The 17,812-nt window shown below is 71.2% G+C and carries 16 protein-coding genes; 6 read left to right on the top strand and 10 right to left on the bottom strand.

Annotation, left to right across the window (positions count from 1 at the left end; all coding sequences use genetic code 11):
• Positions 1-89: 89 nt before the first annotated feature.
• The gene (locus ABZ951_RS13120; protein WP_344095142.1) at positions 90-1,064 is read left to right on the top strand and encodes a serine hydrolase domain-containing protein; all 975 of its coding nucleotides are present in this window, start codon (positions 90-92) and stop codon (positions 1,062-1,064) included.
• A 40-nt stretch (positions 1,065-1,104) separates the two neighbouring features.
• Here the strand turns inward: ABZ951_RS13120 and ABZ951_RS13115 are convergent, their stop codons facing one another.
• Positions 1,105-2,811: a glycerol-3-phosphate dehydrogenase/oxidase gene (locus ABZ951_RS13115; RefSeq protein ID WP_344095144.1), complete on the bottom strand. Its 1,707-nt coding sequence runs from the start codon at positions 2,809-2,811 to the stop codon at positions 1,105-1,107.
• Positions 2,812-3,092: 281 nt separating this feature from the next.
• Here ABZ951_RS13115 and ABZ951_RS13110 point away from each other — a divergent pair, with 281 nt between their 5' ends.
• Positions 3,093-4,364, top strand: a complete 1,272-nt coding sequence (locus ABZ951_RS13110; protein WP_344095146.1) for a nucleotide sugar dehydrogenase — start codon at positions 3,093-3,095, stop codon at positions 4,362-4,364.
• Positions 4,365-4,407: 43 nt separating this feature from the next.
• Here the strand turns inward: ABZ951_RS13110 and ABZ951_RS13105 are convergent, their stop codons facing one another.
• Positions 4,408-5,562, bottom strand: a complete 1,155-nt coding sequence (locus tag ABZ951_RS13105) for a rod shape-determining protein (RefSeq protein ID WP_344095148.1) — start codon at positions 5,560-5,562, stop codon at positions 4,408-4,410.
• Between the two features lie 193 nt (positions 5,563-5,755).
• On the opposite strand from ABZ951_RS13105, the gene ABZ951_RS13100 reads away from it, so the two are divergent.
• Positions 5,756-6,331: a hypothetical protein gene (locus tag ABZ951_RS13100; RefSeq protein ID WP_344095150.1), complete on the top strand. Its 576-nt coding sequence runs from the start codon at positions 5,756-5,758 to the stop codon at positions 6,329-6,331.
• 75 nt (positions 6,332-6,406) lie between these two features.
• Here the strand turns inward: ABZ951_RS13100 and ABZ951_RS13095 are convergent, their stop codons facing one another.
• The 4 genes from ABZ951_RS13095 to ABZ951_RS13080 form a co-directional block, all read right to left on the bottom strand.
• Positions 6,407-7,534 carry a GuaB3 family IMP dehydrogenase-related protein gene (locus ABZ951_RS13095; RefSeq protein WP_344095152.1) on the bottom strand — a complete coding sequence of 376 codons (1,128 nt, stop codon included), beginning with the start codon at positions 7,532-7,534 and terminating at the stop codon, positions 6,407-6,409.
• A 110-nt stretch (positions 7,535-7,644) separates the two neighbouring features.
• Positions 7,645-9,147 carry an IMP dehydrogenase gene (gene guaB / locus ABZ951_RS13090; RefSeq protein WP_344095154.1) on the bottom strand — a complete coding sequence of 501 codons (1,503 nt, stop codon included), beginning with the start codon at positions 9,145-9,147 and terminating at the stop codon, positions 7,645-7,647.
• 189 nt (positions 9,148-9,336) lie between these two features.
• Positions 9,337-9,939: a sigma-70 family RNA polymerase sigma factor gene (locus ABZ951_RS13085; protein ID WP_344095156.1), complete on the bottom strand. Its 603-nt coding sequence runs from the start codon at positions 9,937-9,939 to the stop codon at positions 9,337-9,339.
• 370 nt (positions 9,940-10,309) lie between these two features.
• Complete coding sequence (locus tag ABZ951_RS13080; RefSeq protein WP_003948568.1) at positions 10,310-10,921, bottom strand: response regulator transcription factor; 612 nt, start codon at positions 10,919-10,921, stop codon at positions 10,310-10,312.
• A gap of 457 nt (positions 10,922-11,378) precedes the next feature.
• Between ABZ951_RS13080 and ABZ951_RS13075 the strand changes: the two genes are divergently transcribed.
• Positions 11,379-11,684, top strand: coding sequence for a WhiB family transcriptional regulator (locus ABZ951_RS13075; protein WP_344095158.1), 306 nt, complete (start codon positions 11,379-11,381; stop codon positions 11,682-11,684).
• Positions 11,685-11,894: 210 nt separating this feature from the next.
• Here the strand turns inward: ABZ951_RS13075 and ABZ951_RS13070 are convergent, their stop codons facing one another.
• Positions 11,895-12,806: a LysR family transcriptional regulator gene (locus ABZ951_RS13070; RefSeq protein WP_344095160.1), complete on the bottom strand. Its 912-nt coding sequence runs from the start codon at positions 12,804-12,806 to the stop codon at positions 11,895-11,897.
• A 79-nt stretch (positions 12,807-12,885) separates the two neighbouring features.
• Between ABZ951_RS13070 and ABZ951_RS13065 the strand changes: the two genes are divergently transcribed.
• Together ABZ951_RS13065 and ABZ951_RS13060 are read left to right on the top strand one after the other, a co-directional pair.
• Positions 12,886-13,551, top strand: coding sequence for an MOSC domain-containing protein (locus ABZ951_RS13065; RefSeq protein ID WP_344095162.1), 666 nt, complete (start codon positions 12,886-12,888; stop codon positions 13,549-13,551).
• A gap of 71 nt (positions 13,552-13,622) precedes the next feature.
• Positions 13,623-14,396: an SDR family oxidoreductase gene (locus ABZ951_RS13060; protein ID WP_344095164.1), complete on the top strand. Its 774-nt coding sequence runs from the start codon at positions 13,623-13,625 to the stop codon at positions 14,394-14,396.
• A 114-nt stretch (positions 14,397-14,510) separates the two neighbouring features.
• Here the strand turns inward: ABZ951_RS13060 and groL are convergent, their stop codons facing one another.
• The 3 genes from groL to ABZ951_RS13045 form a co-directional block, all read right to left on the bottom strand.
• Complete coding sequence (gene groL / locus ABZ951_RS13055; protein WP_344095166.1) at positions 14,511-16,133, bottom strand: chaperonin GroEL; 1,623 nt, start codon at positions 16,131-16,133, stop codon at positions 14,511-14,513.
• A 132-nt stretch (positions 16,134-16,265) separates the two neighbouring features.
• Positions 16,266-16,574 carry a co-chaperone GroES gene (gene groES / locus ABZ951_RS13050; protein WP_010986397.1) on the bottom strand — a complete coding sequence of 103 codons (309 nt, stop codon included), beginning with the start codon at positions 16,572-16,574 and terminating at the stop codon, positions 16,266-16,268.
• Between the two features lie 329 nt (positions 16,575-16,903).
• Positions 16,904-17,791: a polysaccharide deacetylase family protein gene (locus ABZ951_RS13045; RefSeq protein WP_344095169.1), complete on the bottom strand. Its 888-nt coding sequence runs from the start codon at positions 17,789-17,791 to the stop codon at positions 16,904-16,906.
• Positions 17,792-17,812 lie beyond the last annotated feature (21 nt).

Here is a 17,812-nt window from a genome sequence, read left to right as displayed (position 1 = left end):
GGGGTGCACGGGCCCGTCCTTCAGTACATGACCTGGTTTCGGGCGCAGCGGTTCCCGGCGCGGCGGGGTTGTCACAGGATGCTCAAGGGATGGCGCGATTCGGCGCGGCGGGCGTCGCGGATCTCGGCACCGGTCGCCGCATGCGCCCCACGGACCGCTTCCGCGCCGGGAGTCTCACCAAGACGGTCGTCGCGACGGTGGTCCTCCAACTCGTCGCCGAGCACCGGCTGGGCCTGGACGACCCGGCGGCCGCTCACCTCCCGACCGCGACCGCCGCCCTGCTGTCCGGGCCGTCAGAACCCGATAAATCCGGCCACATCCCTCGAAGCGCGGTCACGGTGCGCCAACTCCTGGCCCACACCAGCGGTCTGTTCTCCTACACCGACGACGCCAGGTTCTTCCGCACCTTCTTCGGGCAGGGGTTCGCCGCGCACCGTTTCACCTCCCACCAGGCCGACACTCTGGTACGAACCGCCCTGACGCACCCCTCGTACGCACCGCCCGGTGCCGCCTACCGCTACTCCAACACCGACTACCTGCTCCTCGGCATGGTCATCCGTCAGGTCACCGGCCACTCTTACGCCGCCGAGGCCCGACGGCGCGTCATCACTCCCCTGCGCCTGACCGGCACCAGCTTCCCGGGCACCCGGAGCACGCTCCCCACCCCGCACGGCCGCGCCTACTCCGGAGCCGCCGACGTCACCGACCTCGATCCCTCCGCCGCCGGCGCGGCCGGGGAGATGGTCACCACCCTCCCCGACCTCAACCGCTTCCTCGCCGCCCTGCTGAGCGGAGCGCTGCTCCCCGCGTCCGGGCTGCGCGCCATACAGGACACCACCGCCTCGCAGGGCCGGTACGGCCTGGGTCTGTACCCGGTGCGGCTGCCCTGCCGCCGCACGCTGTGGGGCCACAACGGCAGGATGAAGGGCTCCTACGCGCACGCCCTCGGCACCGCCGGGGGGCGCGAGGTGTTCAGCTATCGCGTCAACAGCGACACCCCTCTCGACGCGGCAGCCGAAAAGCGGCTTTTGACCGCTGAGTTCTGTCCGGGCCCCGCCCGCTGACGGCCACCCGGGGAACCCGGGGCCCTGGAAAGCACAGGCTCTAGACGGGCTGGACGTCCGGCGCCCCCAGCCGAGCCGCATCGGCCGTCAGGTCGTCGGGCTGCCGCTGCGACTCGCGCTCCGCCTCCACCCGCTTCTCGTAGCGCTCGACCTCCTTCTTCACCTGCGAGGCGTCCCAGCCGAGCACCGGCGCCATCAGCTCCGCGGCCTCCCGGGCGCAGCGCGTGCCCCGGTCGAAGGTCTCGATGGAGATCCGGGTGCGGCGGGTGAGGACGTCGTCCAGGTGGCGGGCGCCCTCGTGGGACGCGGCGTAGACGACCTCGGCCCGCAGGTAGTCCTCGGCGCCGGTGAGGGGGTTGCCCAGGGCCGGGTCCTCCGTCACGAGGTCCAGCACTTCGCCGACCATCGATCCGTAGCGGTTGAGCAGGTGTTCGACGCGCGCCACGTGCAGGCCCGTGCGCTCGGCCATCTGTGCCCTGCCGTTCCACAGCGCCTTGTAGCCCTCGGCGCCGACCAGCGGCACGTCCTCCGTGACGCACTCCGCCACGCGCTGGGAGAGGCCGTGCACCGCCTCGTCCACGGCGTCCTTGGCCATCACCCGGTAGGTCGTGTACTTGCCGCCGGCGACGACCACCAAGCCAGGCACGGGGTGCGCCACTGTGTGCTCGCGGGAGAGCTTGCTGGTCGCGTCGGACTCTCCGGCCAGCAGGGGCCGCAGCCCGGCGTAGACGCCCTGGACGTCGTCGCGGGTGAGGGGCACGGCGAGGACCTCGTTGACGTGCTCCAGCAGGTAGTCGATGTCGGCGCTCGACGCGGCCGGGTGTGCCTTGTCCAGGTCCCAGTCGGTGTCGGTGGTCCCGACGATCCAGTGCCGGCCCCACGGGATCACGAAGAGCACGCTCTTCTCGGTGCGCAGGATCAGCCCGGTGGTGGAGTGGATGCGGTCCTTCGGCACGACCAGGTGGATGCCCTTGGAGGCCCTGACGTGGAACTGGCCGCGTTCGGCGATGAGCTTCTGGGTGTCGTCGGTCCACACCCCGGTGGCGTTGACGATCTGCCGGGCGCGGATCTCGAACTCGCCACCCTGTTCCAGATCGCGCACCCGGGCGCCGACGACGCGCTCGCCCTCGCGCAGGAACCCCACCACGCGCGCCCGGTTGGCCACCTCGGCGCCGTAGGCCCTGGCGGTGCGCACGAGGGTGGTGACGTAGCGGGCGTCATCCATCTGGGCGTCGTAGTACTGCAGGGCGCCGACCAGCGCGTCCTTCTTCAGGCAGGGCGCGACGCTGAGGGCCTTCTTGCGGGTGAGGTGGCGGTGGACGGGCAGCCCGCGCCCGTGGCCCGAAGACAGCGACATCGCGTCGTAGAGGGCCACGCCGGAGCCCGCGTAGAAGCGCTCCCAGGCGCGGTGCTGGAGGGGGTAGAGGAAGGGCACGGGCTTCACCAGGTGCGGGGCCAGCCGCTCCAGCAGCAGGCCGCGCTCCTTGAGCGCCTCGCGGACGAGGGCGAAGTCGAGCATCTCCAGGTAGCGCAGTCCGCCGTGGATGAGCTTGCTGGAGCGGCTGGAGGTGCCGGCCGCCCAGTCCCGCGCCTCGACGAGGCCGGTCGTCAGGCCGCGGGTGGCGGCGTCGAGCGCGGTGCCCGCGCCGACCACTCCGGCGCCGACCACCAGGATGTCGAGTTCCCGCTCCGCCATCCGGGCGAGTGCCTCGCCGCGCTCGTCCGGCCCGAGTGTCGCTGTCCTCACCGCTGCCTCCCGCTTGCCGATGCCGCTTGCCGATGCCGCTGCCGTTCCCGTGGCCGCTCTCCGCCGCTGCCGGTGTCCGTCCCGTTCGTGCCGTGCCCGCGCCTCGCGGGGAGCCGGGCCGGGGCTCTCCTCTCGATGCTGCCCCAGATCGGCCGTTCCGGCCGGGCCGGGAACCGGTCCGGGGCGAGCCGCGCCGCGATAATCCCGAATAACTGTCATATATCCGCTTAACGTGATGTCACACGTCCAGGGATCGGCCCTCCGGGAAGGACCGGCACGCCATGCCCGCAGATCTCGCCGTCATCGGACTCGGCCACCTCGGCCTCCCGCTCGCCCAGGCGGCCACCGCCGCGGGCATCGGCACCATCGGCTACGACCCCGATCCGCACGCCGTCGCCGAGCTCCGGGCCGGCCGGCTGCCCCCCGAGGGCGCCGACGGCTCCCTGACCGCGGCCGAGGTCCGCCGCATGCTCGCCGCGGGCTTCACCCCCACGACCGCGGACGCCGAGCTCGGCAGGGTGCGCACGGCCGTGATCTGCGCCCCCACCCGGCTGGGCGAGGACCGGGCGCTGGACCTCGGGGCCCTGGGCGACGCGGCCCGGGCGCTCGCGGGCCGACTGCGCCCGCACACCACTGTTCTCCTGGAATCAGCCGTATACCCGGGAACCACGGAGGAATATCTGCGTCCCCTCCTCGAATCCGGTTCCGGGCTGCGCGCGGGCCGCGATTTCCACCTCGCCTACTCCCCCAGCCGTATCGACCCCGGCAACCGCCGGCACAGCTACGCGACCATCCCCAAGGTCATCGGCGGCCTCACCCCGGCCTGCACGGAGGCCGCCGCCACCTTCTACGGCCGGCTCTGCGAGAAGGTCGTCCGCGCCAAGGGCCCACGCGAGGCCGAGGCGGTCCGGGTCCTGGAGACCAACTACCGGCACGTCAACATCGCGCTCGCCAACGAGATGGCCGTCTTCTGCCACGACATCGGCGTCGACCTGTGGGACGTCGTGCGCTGCGCGGAGACCAAGCCCTTCGGCTTCCAGGCGTTCCGGCCGGGCCCCGGCGTCGGGGGCCACGGGGTGCCCGTCGACCCCAATTACCTCGCCTACAAGGGCCGCAGCCTCGGCTATCCGCTGCGCATGGTGGAACTGGCGCAAGAGGTCAACGGGCGGATGCCGCGCTATGTGACCCAGCGCTGCGCCACGCTCCTGAACGAGCACGGCAAGTCGGCCCGCGGCGCGCGCGTCCTGCTGCTGGGGGTCAGCTACAAGGCCGACACCGGTGACGAGGAGGGCTCGCCCGCCCGCGAGATCGCCACCCGGCTGCTGGAGCTGGGCGCCCAGCTCAGCTACCACGACCCCTACGTCCCGCAGTGGCGTGTCATGGGCCGGCCGGTGCCGCGCGCCGACGGGCTCTACGAGGCCGCGGCCGCCGCCGACCTGACGGTGCTGCTCCAGAACCACCGCACGTACGACCTCCAGGGGCTGGCGGTCAAGGCCCAGCTGCTGCTGGACACCCGCGGGGCGAGCCCCGCGGGTACCGCGCACCGGCTGTAAGCCCGCCTCCCCGCGGAGGCGGCCCCCGGCTCCCCCAGCCCCGCTACAGCCGTCCGGTGCCCAGGAGGCGGCCGGGCTGGGCGTCCAGGACCGTCTTGAGCGAGGCGAAGTCCTCGATGCAGCGGCCGGTGCCGATGGCCACGCAGTCGAGGGGCTCCTCCGCGATCAGAACCGGGATGTCGAGCTCCTTGCTCAGCCGGACGTCCAGGCCGCGCAGCAGCGCGCCGCCGCCGGTGAGGACGATGCCGCGGTCCATGATGTCGCCCGCCAGCTCCGGCGGGGTCTCGTCCAGGGTCTGGCGCACCGCCATGACGATGGCGTCCACCGGCTCGGCCAGCGCGTGCCGGATCTCGTCCGCCGTCAGCTCCAGCGTCTTGGGCAGCCCGCTGACCTGGTCGCGGCCGCGGATGGTGAAGCGGTCCGGCGGCAGCAGGCCCTGGGTCTCCTCCGGGTCGCCCCCGGCGTCCTCCAGGCCGTTGTTCTTCTCCAGCTGCTTGGCGAGCGCGCTGAGCCCGGCCGCGGTCCAGGAACCCGTGGGGGAGGCCGAGCCGATGCTCATCTTGATCTCTTCGGCGGTGCGCTCACCGATGGCGAGGGCGAACTTCTTCTTCACGTACGAGGTGATCGCCACGTCCATCGCGTCACCGGCGGTCCGCACGGAACGGGCCGTGACGATCCCGCCCAGCGAGATCACCGCGACCTCGGTGGTGCCGCCGCCGATGTCGACGACCATGCAGCCCGTCGGCTCGCTGACCGGCAGCCCCGCGCCGATCGCCGCCGCCATCGGCTCCTCGACGAGGTGCACCTGACGGGCGCCGGCCTGGGTGGCGGCCTCGATGACCGCGCGCCGCTCGACGCCGGTGATGCCGGACGGCACGCACACCACGACGCGCGGGCGGGAGAACCGGCGGTTGCCCAGCACCTTCTTCATGAAGTGCCGCAGCATGCGCTCGGCTATCTCGAAGTCGGCGATGACGCCGTCGCGCAGCGGGCGGACGGCGACGATGTTCGAAGGGGTGCGCCCGATCGTCTCCTTGGCCTCGAAGCCGACCGACAGCACGCTGCCGTCCTCGGCGTTGACGGCGACCACCGATGGCTCGTTGAGCACAACCCCCTTACCCCGGACGTACACCAGCGTGTTCGCCGTGCCCAGGTCGATGCCCATGTCCCTGCCGCTGAACGACTTGCTTTGCGCCATAAGTTGCCATTATTCCTTACCGTCGAACTTTTATACGGAGTTCACAGCCCTGTGCTCGCTGTCGGTGATCACTCCCATGTCATCACCCGGCGAAACGGTTTGTCGCGCTGTCAGTCCGGGCTGCTAACTTGTGGCCCTCATTTCACGCAGAGCAATCAGTCGCTCGTACTTCTCTTATCGGGGGAAACACCACATGAGCCAGCCCTGGCAGCAGCCGCAGCAGCAGCCGAACCCCTACGGCCAGCAGCAGCCGCCCCAGCCCCAGCAGCCCTACGGGTACGGGCAGCAGCCCCCGCAGTACGGCGCCCCGCAGCCCCCGCAGTACGGCGCACCCGGCGGCTTCCCGCCGCCCCCGCCCGTGCGCCAGGGCAAGACCGGCCTCGCCGTCGCACTCGGCGTCGTGGCCATGCTCGTCGCCGCCGGTGTCTACGGCGGCATCCTCAAGGCGTCCGACGGCGCCCAGATCGGCTACCTCGCCGTGGGTGTCGGCGCGCTCATCGGCGCGGCGCTCGGCAAGGTCGGCGGCCGCAACCCCGTCCTGCCGGTGATCGGCGCCGCCCTCGGCCTGCTCGGCGTCTACCTCGGCCAGATCTTCGGCATCGGCCTGGCGTTCAGCGACGGCGCCGGCATCCCGCTCACCGAGGTCTACTTCGACCACTTCGACCTGGTCAGCAAGGCGTGGAAGGAGTTCCTGGAGCCCATCGACGCCCTCTTCTACATACTCGGCGGCGCGGGCGCCTACACCACCGCCCGCAAGCTCGGCAGCTGACGTCCGGGCCCCCGCACCGGGGGACGCCGAAGGGCCCGGACCACGCGGTGGTCCGGGCCCTTCGGCGATCCGGGGTCAGCGGTTGTCGTGCTGCGACGGCGCGACCGTCACCTCGACCCGCTGGAACTCCTTGAGCTCGCTGTAGCCCGTGGTGGCCATGGCACGGCGCAGCGCGCCGAACATGTTCATGGAGCCGTCGGGGGTGTGCGAGGGGCCGAGGAGGATCTCCTCGGTCGTGCCGACGGCGCCCAGGTTCATCCGCTTACCGCGCGGCACGTCCTCGTGGACGGCCTCCATGCCCCAGTGGTGGCCGCGGCCCGGCGCGTCGGTGGCGCGGGCGAGCGGGGAGCCCATCATCACGGCGTCCGCACCGCAGGCGATGGCCTTGGGCAGGTCGCCGGACCAGCCCACGCCGCCGTCGGCGATGACGTGCACGTAGCGGCCGCCGGACTCGTCCATGTAGTCCCGGCGGGCGGCGGCCACGTCGGCCACGGCGGTCGCCATCGGGACCTGGATGCCCAGGACGTTACGGGTGGTGTGCGCGGCGCCGCCGCCGAAGCCGACGAGGACACCCGCCGCGCCCGTGCGCATCAGGTGCAGCGCGGCCGTGTAGGTCGCGCAGCCGCCGACGATGACCGGCACGTCGAGCTCGTAGATGAACTGCTTGAGGTTCAGCGGCTCGGCGGCGCCGGAGACGTGCTCGGCGGAGACGGTCGTGCCGCGGATCACGAAGATGTCCACGCCGGCGTCGACGACGGCCTTGGAGAACTGCGCGGTGCGCTGCGGGGAGAGCGCGGCGGCGGTCACGACGCCGGAGTCGCGGACCTCCTTGATGCGCTGCCCGATCAGCTCCTCCTTGATGGGAGCCGCGTAGATCTCCTGGAGGCGCTTGGTGGCGGCGGTCTCGTCCAGCTCGGCGATCTCCGCGAGCAGCGGCTCCGGGTCCTCGTAGCGGGTCCACAGGCCCTCGAGGTTCAGGACGCCCAGGCCGCCCAGCTCACCGATGCGGATGGCGGTCTCGGGCGAGACGACCGAGTCCATGGGAGCGGCCAGGAACGGCAGCTCGAAGCGGTAGGCGTCGATCTGCCAGGCGATCGAGACCTCCTTCGGGTCGCGCGTACGGCGACTCGGGACGACGGCGATGTCGTCGAATGCGTACGCCCGGCGGCCGCGCTTGCCGCGCCCGATCTCGATCTCAGTCACGTGTGTGGCCTTTCAATTTCCTCGGCGCTCCAGTCTGCCGTCATCCAGTATCCCCGACGCGGCGGAGCCCGCGGCCGTCACGGTCGCGGGCTCCCTGGAGACGCGGACTACTACCGGCGGGAGTAGTTCGGTGCCTCGGTGGTCATCTGGATGTCGTGCGGGTGGCTCTCCTTGAGGCCCGCGGACGTGATGCGGACGAAGGTGCCCTTGTCCTTGAGCTCCTGGACGTTCGCCGAGCCGACGTAGCCCATGGAGGCGCGCAGGCCGCCGATGAGCTGGTGGGCGACGGAGGCCAGCGGGCCGCGGTAGGGAACCTGGCCCTCGATGCCCTCGGGGACGAGCTTGTCCTCGGAGAGGACGTTGTCCTGGAAGTAGCGGTCCTTGGAGTACGAGCGGGCCTGGCCGCGCGACTGCATGGCGCCGAGCGAGCCCATGCCCCGGTAGGACTTGAACTGCTTGCCGTTGATGAAGACCATCTCGCCCGGCGACTCCTCGCAGCCCGCGAGCAGCGAGCCGAGCATCACCGTGTCCGCGCCGGCCGCGATCGCCTTGGCGATGTCGCCGGAGTACTGCAGGCCGCCGTCGCCGATGAGCGGCACGCCCGCGGCGTGGCAGGCCCGGGCGGCCTCGTAGATCGCGGTGACCTGCGGGACGCCGATGCCGGCGACGACGCGGGTGGTGCAGATGGAACCGGGGCCGACACCGACCTTGACGCCGTCCACACCGGCGTCGATCAGCGCCTGGGCGCCGTCGCGCGTGGCGACGTTGCCGCCGACGACGTCGACACTGATGTTGGACTTGACCTTGGCGATCATGTCGATGATGCCGCGGCTGTGGCCGTGGGCGCTGTCGATGACCAGGAAGTCGGCACCGGCCTCGACGAGCGCCTGGGCGCGGTCGTAGGCCTCGTCACCGACGCCCACGGCGGCACCGACGACCAGCCGGCCCTCGGAGTCCTTCGCGGCGTTGGGGTACTTCTCGGCCTTGACGAAGTCCTTGACCGTGATGAGGCCCTTGAGCAGCCCGGCGTCGTCGACCAGCGGCAGCTTCTCGATCTTGTGGCGGCGCAGCAGCTCGATGGCGTCCTCGCCGGAGATCCCGACCTTGCCCGTGACCAGCGGCATCGGCGTCATGACCTCGCGGACCTGACGGCTGCGGTCCAGCTCGAAGGCCATGTCGCGGTTAGTGACGATGCCGAGCAGCTTGCCCGCCGGGTCGGTGACCGGCACGCCGCTGATGCGGAACTTCGCGCACAGCGCGTCCGCCTCGGCCAGCGTGGCGTCCGGGCGGACCGTGATCGGGTCGGTGACCATGCCGGACTCGGAGCGCTTGACCAGGTCGACCTGGTTGGCCTGGTCCTCGATGGAGAGGTTGCGGTGCAGCACGCCCGCGCCGCCCTGACGGGCCATGGCGATCGCCATGCGCGCCTCGGTGACCTTGTCCATCGCGGCGGACAGCAGCGGGATGTTCACCCGGACGTTGCGCGAGACCCGGGAGGAGGTGTCGACGCCGTTCGGCAGGACCTCGGAGGCGCCCGGCAGCAGCAGGACGTCGTCATATGTCAGACCGAGCATCGCGAATTTCCCGGGCATTCCGTCGACGTTGTCAGTCATGACACCTTCCCAATGGTCTTGCCCCAGCGCGGACTCCCATGCTAACGGCCGTGACACGTGTCCCATTCCACGACGGCTGAGTCCCGCGTCACTTGGAGCTTCACACCAAAAACGGCCGCTGTCCCCGCTCCTGTCACTGCTGCTTCCCCCGCACTGTTTCTGCCCTGCCCCGCCCTGCCGCCGTCCCGCTCACTGCTCCGCGAGCGCCCGGAGCCTGCTGAGCGCCCGGTGCTGGGCGACGCGGACGGCGCCCGGCGACATGCCCAGCATCTGCCCCGTCTCCTCCGCGGTCATCCCGATGGCCACCCGCAGCAGCACGAGCTCGCGCTGGTGCTCCGGGAGGTTGGCCAGGAGCTTCTTGGCCCACTCGGCATCGCTGCTCAGGAGCGCCCGCTCCTCGGGGCCGAGCGAGTCGTCGGGCTGCTCGGGCATCTCGTCGGACGGCACCGCCGTGCTGCCCGGGTGCCGCATCGCGGCGCGCTGGAGGTCGGCGACCTTGTGCGCGGCGATGGCCACCACGAACGCCTCGAAGGGCCGTCCGGTGTCGCGGTAGCGCGGCAGGGCGCACAGCACCGCGAGGCAGACCTCCTGGGCGAGGTCGTCCACGAAGTGGCGGGCGTCACCGGGCAGCCGGGACAGCCGGGTGCGGCAGTAGCGCAGGGCGAGCGGGTGCACCAGTGCCAGCAGATCGTGGGTGGCCCGCCGGTCCCCCTCGACAGCGAGGGTGACGAGTGCGCCGATCTCCCCCGGGGCGGTGGCCGCCGGGTGCCCCGTCGTATCGTCGTCGCGCATCGGTCCATGGTGCCTTGACGCCATGGGATCCACGGCACCGCCTTCGAAGTCGTGCGCCGAACCGTTACGCGCCGGTGTCCTCGTACCCACGTCTCGCGTCTCCCCCTTTCGGGTATACCCGCCCCGACTCTCACGACTCCACCGATAGCTTGTGCCCGTGCCGAAGGGCACCGGACAGGGCTTGTCCGTCATGAGGTCTCGTCTGGCCGAGCGAGAAGCCTCGGCCTCCGCCGGGGAGGAGTCACACTCCAAGGATGCGGCATTCCTCGGAGTTTCGGCGTCAGACGCCGACGCGGTGAGATCACGGGGCCCGCCACCGGGCCTGAGCGGCGCGCACCGTGACCTCACGACGCTGCGCGCCACCTCGGGCTCAGCGCACCAGGCCCCAGCGGAATCCGAGGGCCACCGCGTGGGCCCGGTCCGAGGCGCCCAACTTCTTGAAGAGGCGCCGGGCGTGGGTCTTCACCGTGTCCTCGGAGAGAAACAGCTCACGTCCGATCTCGGCGTTGGAGCGTCCGTGGCTCATCCCTTCGAGCACTTGGATCTCCCGCGCGGTGAGCGTGGGCGCGGCCCCCATCTCCGCCGACCGCAGCCGCCGGGGGGCGAGCCGCCACGTCGGGTCGGCGAGCGCCTGCGTCACGGTGGCCCGCAGCTCGGCGCGCGAGGCGTCCTTGTGCAGGTAGCCGCGCGCCCCGGCGGCGACCGCGAGCGCGACACCGTCGAGGTCCTCGGCGACCGTGAGCATGATGATGCGGGCGCCGGGGTCCGCGGAGAGCAGCCGGCGCACCGTCTCCACACCGCCGAGCCCGGGCATCCGTACGTCCATCAGAATGAGGTCCGAACGATCGGCGCCCCAGCGGCGGAGGACTTCCTCGCCGTTGGCCGCCGTCGTCACACGCTCGACGCCGGGCACGGTCGCCACCGCACGGCGGAGCGCCTCTCGGGCAAGCGGGGAATCGTCGCAGACGAGGACGGATGTCATGACCGTCCTCCGCAGCTGATGCGCGTCACCTTGAGCCTCCAGGCTGGTACTGATCGTCACCTGTGCGATCGACGGCTCCATGGCCAGTTCGGACATCTGCCCGACTGCTTCATCCGTCAACCGCCTCCGCCCTCTCAACGACGGTCACCCGAAAGAGTTACGGGCTCGGTCGGCCACCTTCGGCACTCTACGTGAGGGCTCGGACACGGAGCAGGGCGCATTGGGGGCGCCCTTGGCGGCGCTCACGCTATGCCCCATTTGCCCACGCAGCGCGGTTTTTCTTCCCATTTGCTGGTGTCTATGACTAGATTCGCAATCAGTCATATTTACATCTGCTTCTACAGCGGGTGTATCGGCACCAGGCAGTGCGTCCGCATCAGATCGCTCGTGCCGGGGCGTCGCCGCCGGTCACCACACCGGCGGAGCGCCTCCGGCGGATCGCTTCGAGGGGATAGCAATGGCAGATTTCTCCCGGCTTCCCGGCCCCAACGCCGACCTGTGGGACTGGCAGCTCCTGGCGGCGTGCCGCGGCGTCGACAGTTCCCTGTTCTTCCACCCCGAGGGCGAGCGCGGCGCGGCCCGCAGCGCCCGTGAGACCTCGGCGAAAGAGGTGTGCATGCGCTGTCCCGTCCGTGCGGAGTGCGCGGCGCACGCGCTGGCCGTGCGGGAGCCCTACGGCGTGTGGGGCGGCCTCACCGAGGACGAACGCGAGGAGCTGATGGGCCGCGCGCGACACCGGGTCATCGCCGTGAGCGGTACGTGACGCCTGCGGCGATGCCACGTTTCGAGGGCCCGGTGCACCACCGCTGCGCGGCGGTGTCCTCAATCTCCCCCAGCTACCGCTGGGAGGTGCCCCCAGACGGGCTGATTCGGCTGAGGCTGAGCCACATCAGCCCGTCCGGCGCTTGAGGACGCGCCCGCAGGGCGCTCGCCGCCGCAGGCGGCAAAATGACAGAGCCCCGGCCGGCAAGGCCTACCGCGCGGCGGCCGTCGCCAGACGGTCCAGCATGGCCGCCACGGCCGGTACCCGGGCCAGGTCCGGGAGCGTGAGGGCGACGATCTCGCGGTGCACCACCGGCTCGACCGGCACGATCCGGGCGCCCTTGGGGCGGACGGACTCCAGCGCCAGTTCGGGCATCACCGCGACCCCGAGGCCGGCCCCGACGAGCCCGAACACCGCCGGGTAGTCGTCGGTCGCGAAGTCGATCCGCGGGGTGAAGCCCGCGCTCTCGCAGATCTCCACCAGGTGCCGGCGGCACCGCGGGCAGCCCGCGATCCACGGCTCCCCGGCCAGCTCCGTGATCCCGATCCGCTCCGCGCCGGCCAGCCGGTGCCCCTCCGGCACGACGCCGATCAGGCGGTCCGTCAGCAGCGGACGGACGACCAGGTCCTCCCATTCGGGGCCGACCGCGGGGTCCGCGCCGCGCACCTGGGGGTAGCGGAAGGCCAGCGCGATCTCGCAGTCGCCGTCGCGCAGCATCTCCACCGAGCGCGGGGGCTCGGCCTCCACCAGGGAGACCCGGGTGCCCGGGTGCGCGGCCCGCATCTCCGCGAGCGCGCTGGGCACGAGCGTCGAGCTGCCGCTGGGGAACGACACCATCCGCACGCGGCCCGCCCGCAGCCCGGCGATCGCGGCGATCTCCTCCTCGGCCGCGGTCAGCCCGGCCAGGATCCCGGAGGCGTGCCGGACCAGGGCCTCACCCGCCTGGGTGAGGCGCATCTCCCGGCCGGTGCGGATGAGCAGCGGGGTGCCCGTGGACTGCTCCAGCGCCTTCATCTGCTGGCTGACGGCCGGCTGGGTACAGCCCAGCTCCCGCGCCGCCGCGGAGAACGAACCGGTGGCGGCCACCGCGCGCAACACCCTCAGATGACGAGCCTCGATCATTCTTCGAGCATAAGGCCCCCTTGGGGCACCAACGAAATATCCCTTCACTCCTTTGAGTGTTCGCCGCTAGCCTTTGCCCATGCACTTGCTCTCCGTGAACGTCGGCCGCGCGAAGACCGCGGACCGCCCCGGCTTCGAGGCCGGTATGGACACCGGTATCGACAAGCGCCCGGCCGACGGCCCGGTGGCCGTCACCGCCCCCGGCCCCTCGGGCGCCGGCGGCAGCGGACTGGCCGGGGACACCATCGTCCACCTGCGCCTGCACGGCGGCGACGACCAGGCCGTCTACGCGTACGCCCGCGAGGATCTGGACCGGTGGGAGCGGGAGCTGGGCCGCACCCTCCCCCACGGCGCCTTCGGGGAGAACCTCACCACCAGCGGTGTCGACGTCAACGGCGCGCTCATCGGAGAGCGCTGGCGGATCGGCGCGGACGTGCTGCTGGAGGTGAGCGCGCCCCGCACCCCCTGCCGGACCTTCGTGGGCTGGCTGGGCGAGGAGGGCTGGATGAAGCGCTTCACCCAGGCCGCGGCCCCCGGCGCCTACCTTCGGGTGATCGAGCCCGGGGAGATCCGTGCGGGTGATCCCGTCTCGGTCGTCCACCGCCCGGATCACGCCGTGACGGTTTCCTTCCTCTTCCGTGCCGCCACCACCGAACGGGCCCTGATGGCGGACGTTTTGGCAGCTGGTGACGCCCTTTCGGACAGAATGCGCGACCGGGCCCTGGCCTACCGGGCGAGCCGGTGACGGTGGCCGGAGAGGCGTCCTGTCTGCGCAACCGATCGTCACGGGACGCCGCAGGGCTCTAACGTGCCTGTATGACGACTGTATTGATCACAGGGGCAACCGCCGGGATCGGCGCCGCGTTCGCCCGCAGGCTGGCGGGCGAGGGCCATGACCTCGTGCTGGTGGCGCGCAACGAGCAACGGCTCGGCGAGCAGGCGACCGAACTCCACGACCGGCACGGCGTCGAGGTGGAGGTGCTCAGCGCGGACCTGTCCGAGGACAAGGGCATCGAGGCGGTGGAGGCCCGCCTCCGCGACACCGCGCGTCCGGTGCACCTGCTGGTCAACAACGCGGGCTTCGGCAACAAGGGCCGCTTCCTGGAGGTCTCGACGGCCGACGAGCTGAAGATGCTCAAGGTGCACTGCGAGGCGGTGCTGCGGCTGACGACGGCGGCCACGGAGACGATGCGCGAGCGGCGCCGGGGCGCGGTCATCAACGTCGCGTCGGTGGCGGCGTTCGTGCCGCGCGGCACGTACGGGGCGAGCAAGGCGTGGGTCGTGCAGTTCACCCAGGGCGTGGCGCGCGACCTGGCCGGCAGCGGGGTGCGGCTGATGGCCCTGTGCCCCGGCTTCGTGCGGACGGAGTTCCACGAGCGGGCCGGCATGGGGACGGACAACGTGCCCGGCTGGCTGTGGCTGGACGCGGACAAACTCGTCGGCGCGGCGCTGCGGGACCTGGGCCACGGCAAGACGCTGTCCGTGCCCGACCCGCGGTACAAGGCGATCACCGGTCTGATGAAGCTGGCGCCGCACCGGGTGGTGTCGCGGGCGTCGTCCACGACGGGCCGTAAGTACGGGCCGAAGTAAGCCCGGAAACCGGAAGCAGGAAGCCGGAAGCAGGACAGCGGAAAGGCCGAGGCCCGGCGCCCCCGGAAGGGTGCCGGGCCTCGGCCCTTTTCGGCTTTTCAGCCCGGTACTGCCTTAGTGGGAGTGACCGTGGCCGTGGCCGGCGTCGGCCTCTTCCTCGGCCGGCTTCTCGACGACCAGGGTCTCGGTCGTGAGGAGCAGCGACGCGATGGACGCGGCGTTCTCCAGCGCGGAGCGGGTGACCTTGACCGGGTCGATGACGCCGGCCTTCACCAGGTCGCCGTACTCGCCGGTCGCGGCGTTGAAGCCCTGACCCTTGTCGAGCTCCGCCACCTTGGCGGTGATGACGTAGCCCTCGAGGCCGGCGTTCTCGGCGATCCAGCGCAGCGGCTCGACGGCGGCGCGGCGGACCACGGCGACACCGGTGGCCTCGTCGCCGGTCTTGTCGAGGTTGCCCTCGAGGACCTTGACGGCGTGGACGAGCGCGGAGCCACCACCGGAGACGATGCCCTCCTCGACCGCGGCGCGGGTCGCGGAGATGGCGTCCTCCAGACGGTGCTTCTTCTCCTTGAGCTCGACCTCGGTGGCCGCACCCACGCGGATGACGCAGACGCCACCGGCGAGCTTGGCGAGGCGCTCCTGGAGCTTCTCGCGGTCCCAGTCCGAGTCGGTGGACTCGATCTCGGCCTTGATCTGGTTGACGCGGCCGACGACGTCGTCGTGGCTGCCGCCACCGTCGACGATGACCGTGTCGTCCTTGGTGACGGTCACGCGGCGGGCGGTGCCCAGCACGTCCAGACCGGCCTGGTCGAGCTTGAGGCCGACCTCCTCGGCGATGACGGTGGCACCGGTGAGGGTGGCCATGTCGCCGAGCATCGCCTTGCGGCGGTCACCGAAGCCGGGGGCCTTGACGGCCACGGCGTTGAAGGTGCCACGGATCTTGTTGACGACGAGGGTGGAGAGCGCCTCGCCCTCGACGTCCTCGGCGATGATCAGCAGCGGCTTGCTGGCGCCGGCCTGGATGACCTTCTCCAGCAGCGGCAGCAGGTCCTGGATCGAGGAGATCTTGCCCTGGTGGATGAGGATGTACGGGTCCTCCAGGACGGCCTCCATGCGCTCCTGGTCGGAGACCATGTAGGGCGACAGGTAACCCTTGTCGAAGGCCATGCCCTCGGTGAAGTCGAGCTCCAGGCCGAAGGTGTTGGACTCCTCGACGGTGATGACACCGTCCTTGCCGACCTTGTCCATCGCCTCGGCGATGAGCTCGCCGACCTGCTTGTCCTGGGCGGACAGGGCGGCGACGGCGGCGATGTCGGACTTGTCCTCGATCGGGCGGGCGGTCGCGAGCAGCTCGTCGGAGACGGCCTTGACCGCGGCGTCGATGCCCTTCTTCAGGGAGGCCGGGGAGGCGCCGGCGGCGACGTTGCGCAGACCCTCGCGGACCAGCGCCTGGGCCAGCACGGTGGCGGTGGTGGTGCCGTCACCCGCGATGTCGTTGGTCTTGGTCGCCACCTCCTTGACGAGCTGGGCGCCGAGGTTCTCGTACGGGTCGTCGAGCTCGACCTCGCGGGCGATCGTGACACCGTCGTTGGTGATGGTCGGGGCGCCGAACTTCTTGTCGATGACGACGTTGCGGCCCTTGGGGCCGATCGTCACCTTGACCGTGTCGGCCAGCTTGTTGACGCCACGCTCGAGGGCGCGACGGGCGTCCTCGTCGAACTTCAGGATCTTCGCCATGGGTTGCTTCAAGTCCTCTCAAACGAACTACGCCCCGGGCGCCCGGGTGTTTAGACGCGGGAACCAGGGGCGCAGATCACATCAAACGGGGTTCAGTACTGATCCGGGGAGCGACCCCCGGACCCCCGGCTTTTACTTCTCGACGATCGCGAGAACGTCGCGGGCCGAGAGGACGAGGTACTCCTCGCCGTTGTACTTCACCTCGGTGCCGCCGTACTTGCTGTAGAGCACGACGTCGCCGACGGTAACGTCGAGCGGAAGACGGTTGCCGTCCTCGAAGCGGCCCGGGCCCACGGCCAGGACGACGCCCTCCTGGGGCTTCTCCTTCGCGGTGTCCGGGATGACCAGGCCAGAGGCCGTGGTCTGCTCGGCGTCGAGCGGCTGGACCACAATGCGGTCCTCGAGCGGCTTGATGGCAACCTTGGAGCTGGCGGTCGTCACGATCCGACCTCCCCCTTCGGAGATCTCACGGGGTTAACTGTCTGAGGTGGCGACCTGTGCGGAACCGTCGTCGCGGGTGCCGGATCTGCGTGTCGCCTCGTTTGGCACTCCCGGGTGGAGAGTGCCAACGGAGCCGAGACTATGACGCGGTTAGCACTCGGTCAAGCGGAGTGCCAATTCGCTGTGCGCCGCGCGCCTCGTTTCCACCCCCTGGGGTGGCGTTCCCGGGCGGGCCGCGGCGCGGCGCAGGGGTGGATCTTCCCGCGCGCCGCCGGGGGTAACCCTTCGCCGGACGGGTCATTCGCCGGGCAGGTCATTCGCCGGGCAGGTCAGAGGTAGTCCTCCAGGCGGGCCACGGTGTAGCCCTGCGCCTGGATGCTGCGCAGCATGTTGGTGACCATCTTGGTCATCGAGGTGCCCTTGAGCTCCTGCGGACCGCGGAAGTGCGCGAGGACGATGTCGCCGGGGCGCAGCCCGCCGCTCTGCGCGTAGCGCATGTCGTTGATCTGCATCGTCACCTCCCACAGCACGACGGCCTTCACCCCGCAGCTCCCGGCCGCGGTGAGCGTGGCGTCGTTGTAGTTGCCGTACGGCGGCCGGAAGAGGGCCGGACGGGTGCCGAACCGCTTTTCCAGGGCGTCCTGCTGCCCGCAGATCTCCCGGCGCTGGGCCTCGGGCGCGAGGGTGCGCAGGTTGGGGTGGGAAAGGGTGTGGTTGTGGACACCGTTCGCGGCCGCCTTGCCGCCGGGGGCGTCGCGGAGGCCGCCGAAGTAGCCGTAGCCGCTGCCCGCGCGGGCGATGTCGTCGGTGAGGAACATCGAGAAGGGCAGCTTGAGCTCCCGGGCCATCTTCACGAACTCCGGGTCCTTCTCGGCCCCGTCGTCGATCGTCACGAAGACGACCTTGTCCTTGGTCGGCACGCGCCGCACGACCAGCGGCGCGCCGCCCTCCTTCACCTCCCGCGTCATCCGCGCCGCGGGCGGGGCCGGCGGTGCGGCGAGCGGTTTGTCCAGGCCCCAGCGGCGGTAGGCGCCGTCGTCGGGGGCGGTGGCCCGCGCGGCGGGGGACTCCGTGCGGGCGGAGGCTCCCGCCTTGTCCGCTCCGGCGGGGGAGTTCGCACCGGAGCCCGAGCACCCGGCGAGCAGGCCGGCGAGCACGGCGGCGGCGGACAGGGGGGCGAGGGCGGCCCGGAGGCGGCCGGATATCGGCGTGAGCACCCGCCCGATTGTTGTGCATGC

Source organism: Streptomyces sp. NPDC046215, from assembly GCF_040646215.1.
In the GTDB taxonomy this organism is placed as follows: Bacteria; Actinomycetota; Actinomycetes; order Streptomycetales; family Streptomycetaceae; genus Streptomyces; species Streptomyces stramineus.
Note: the sequence above shows the minus strand (reverse complement) of the source record. Positions and strands in the feature narration are given on the sequence as shown.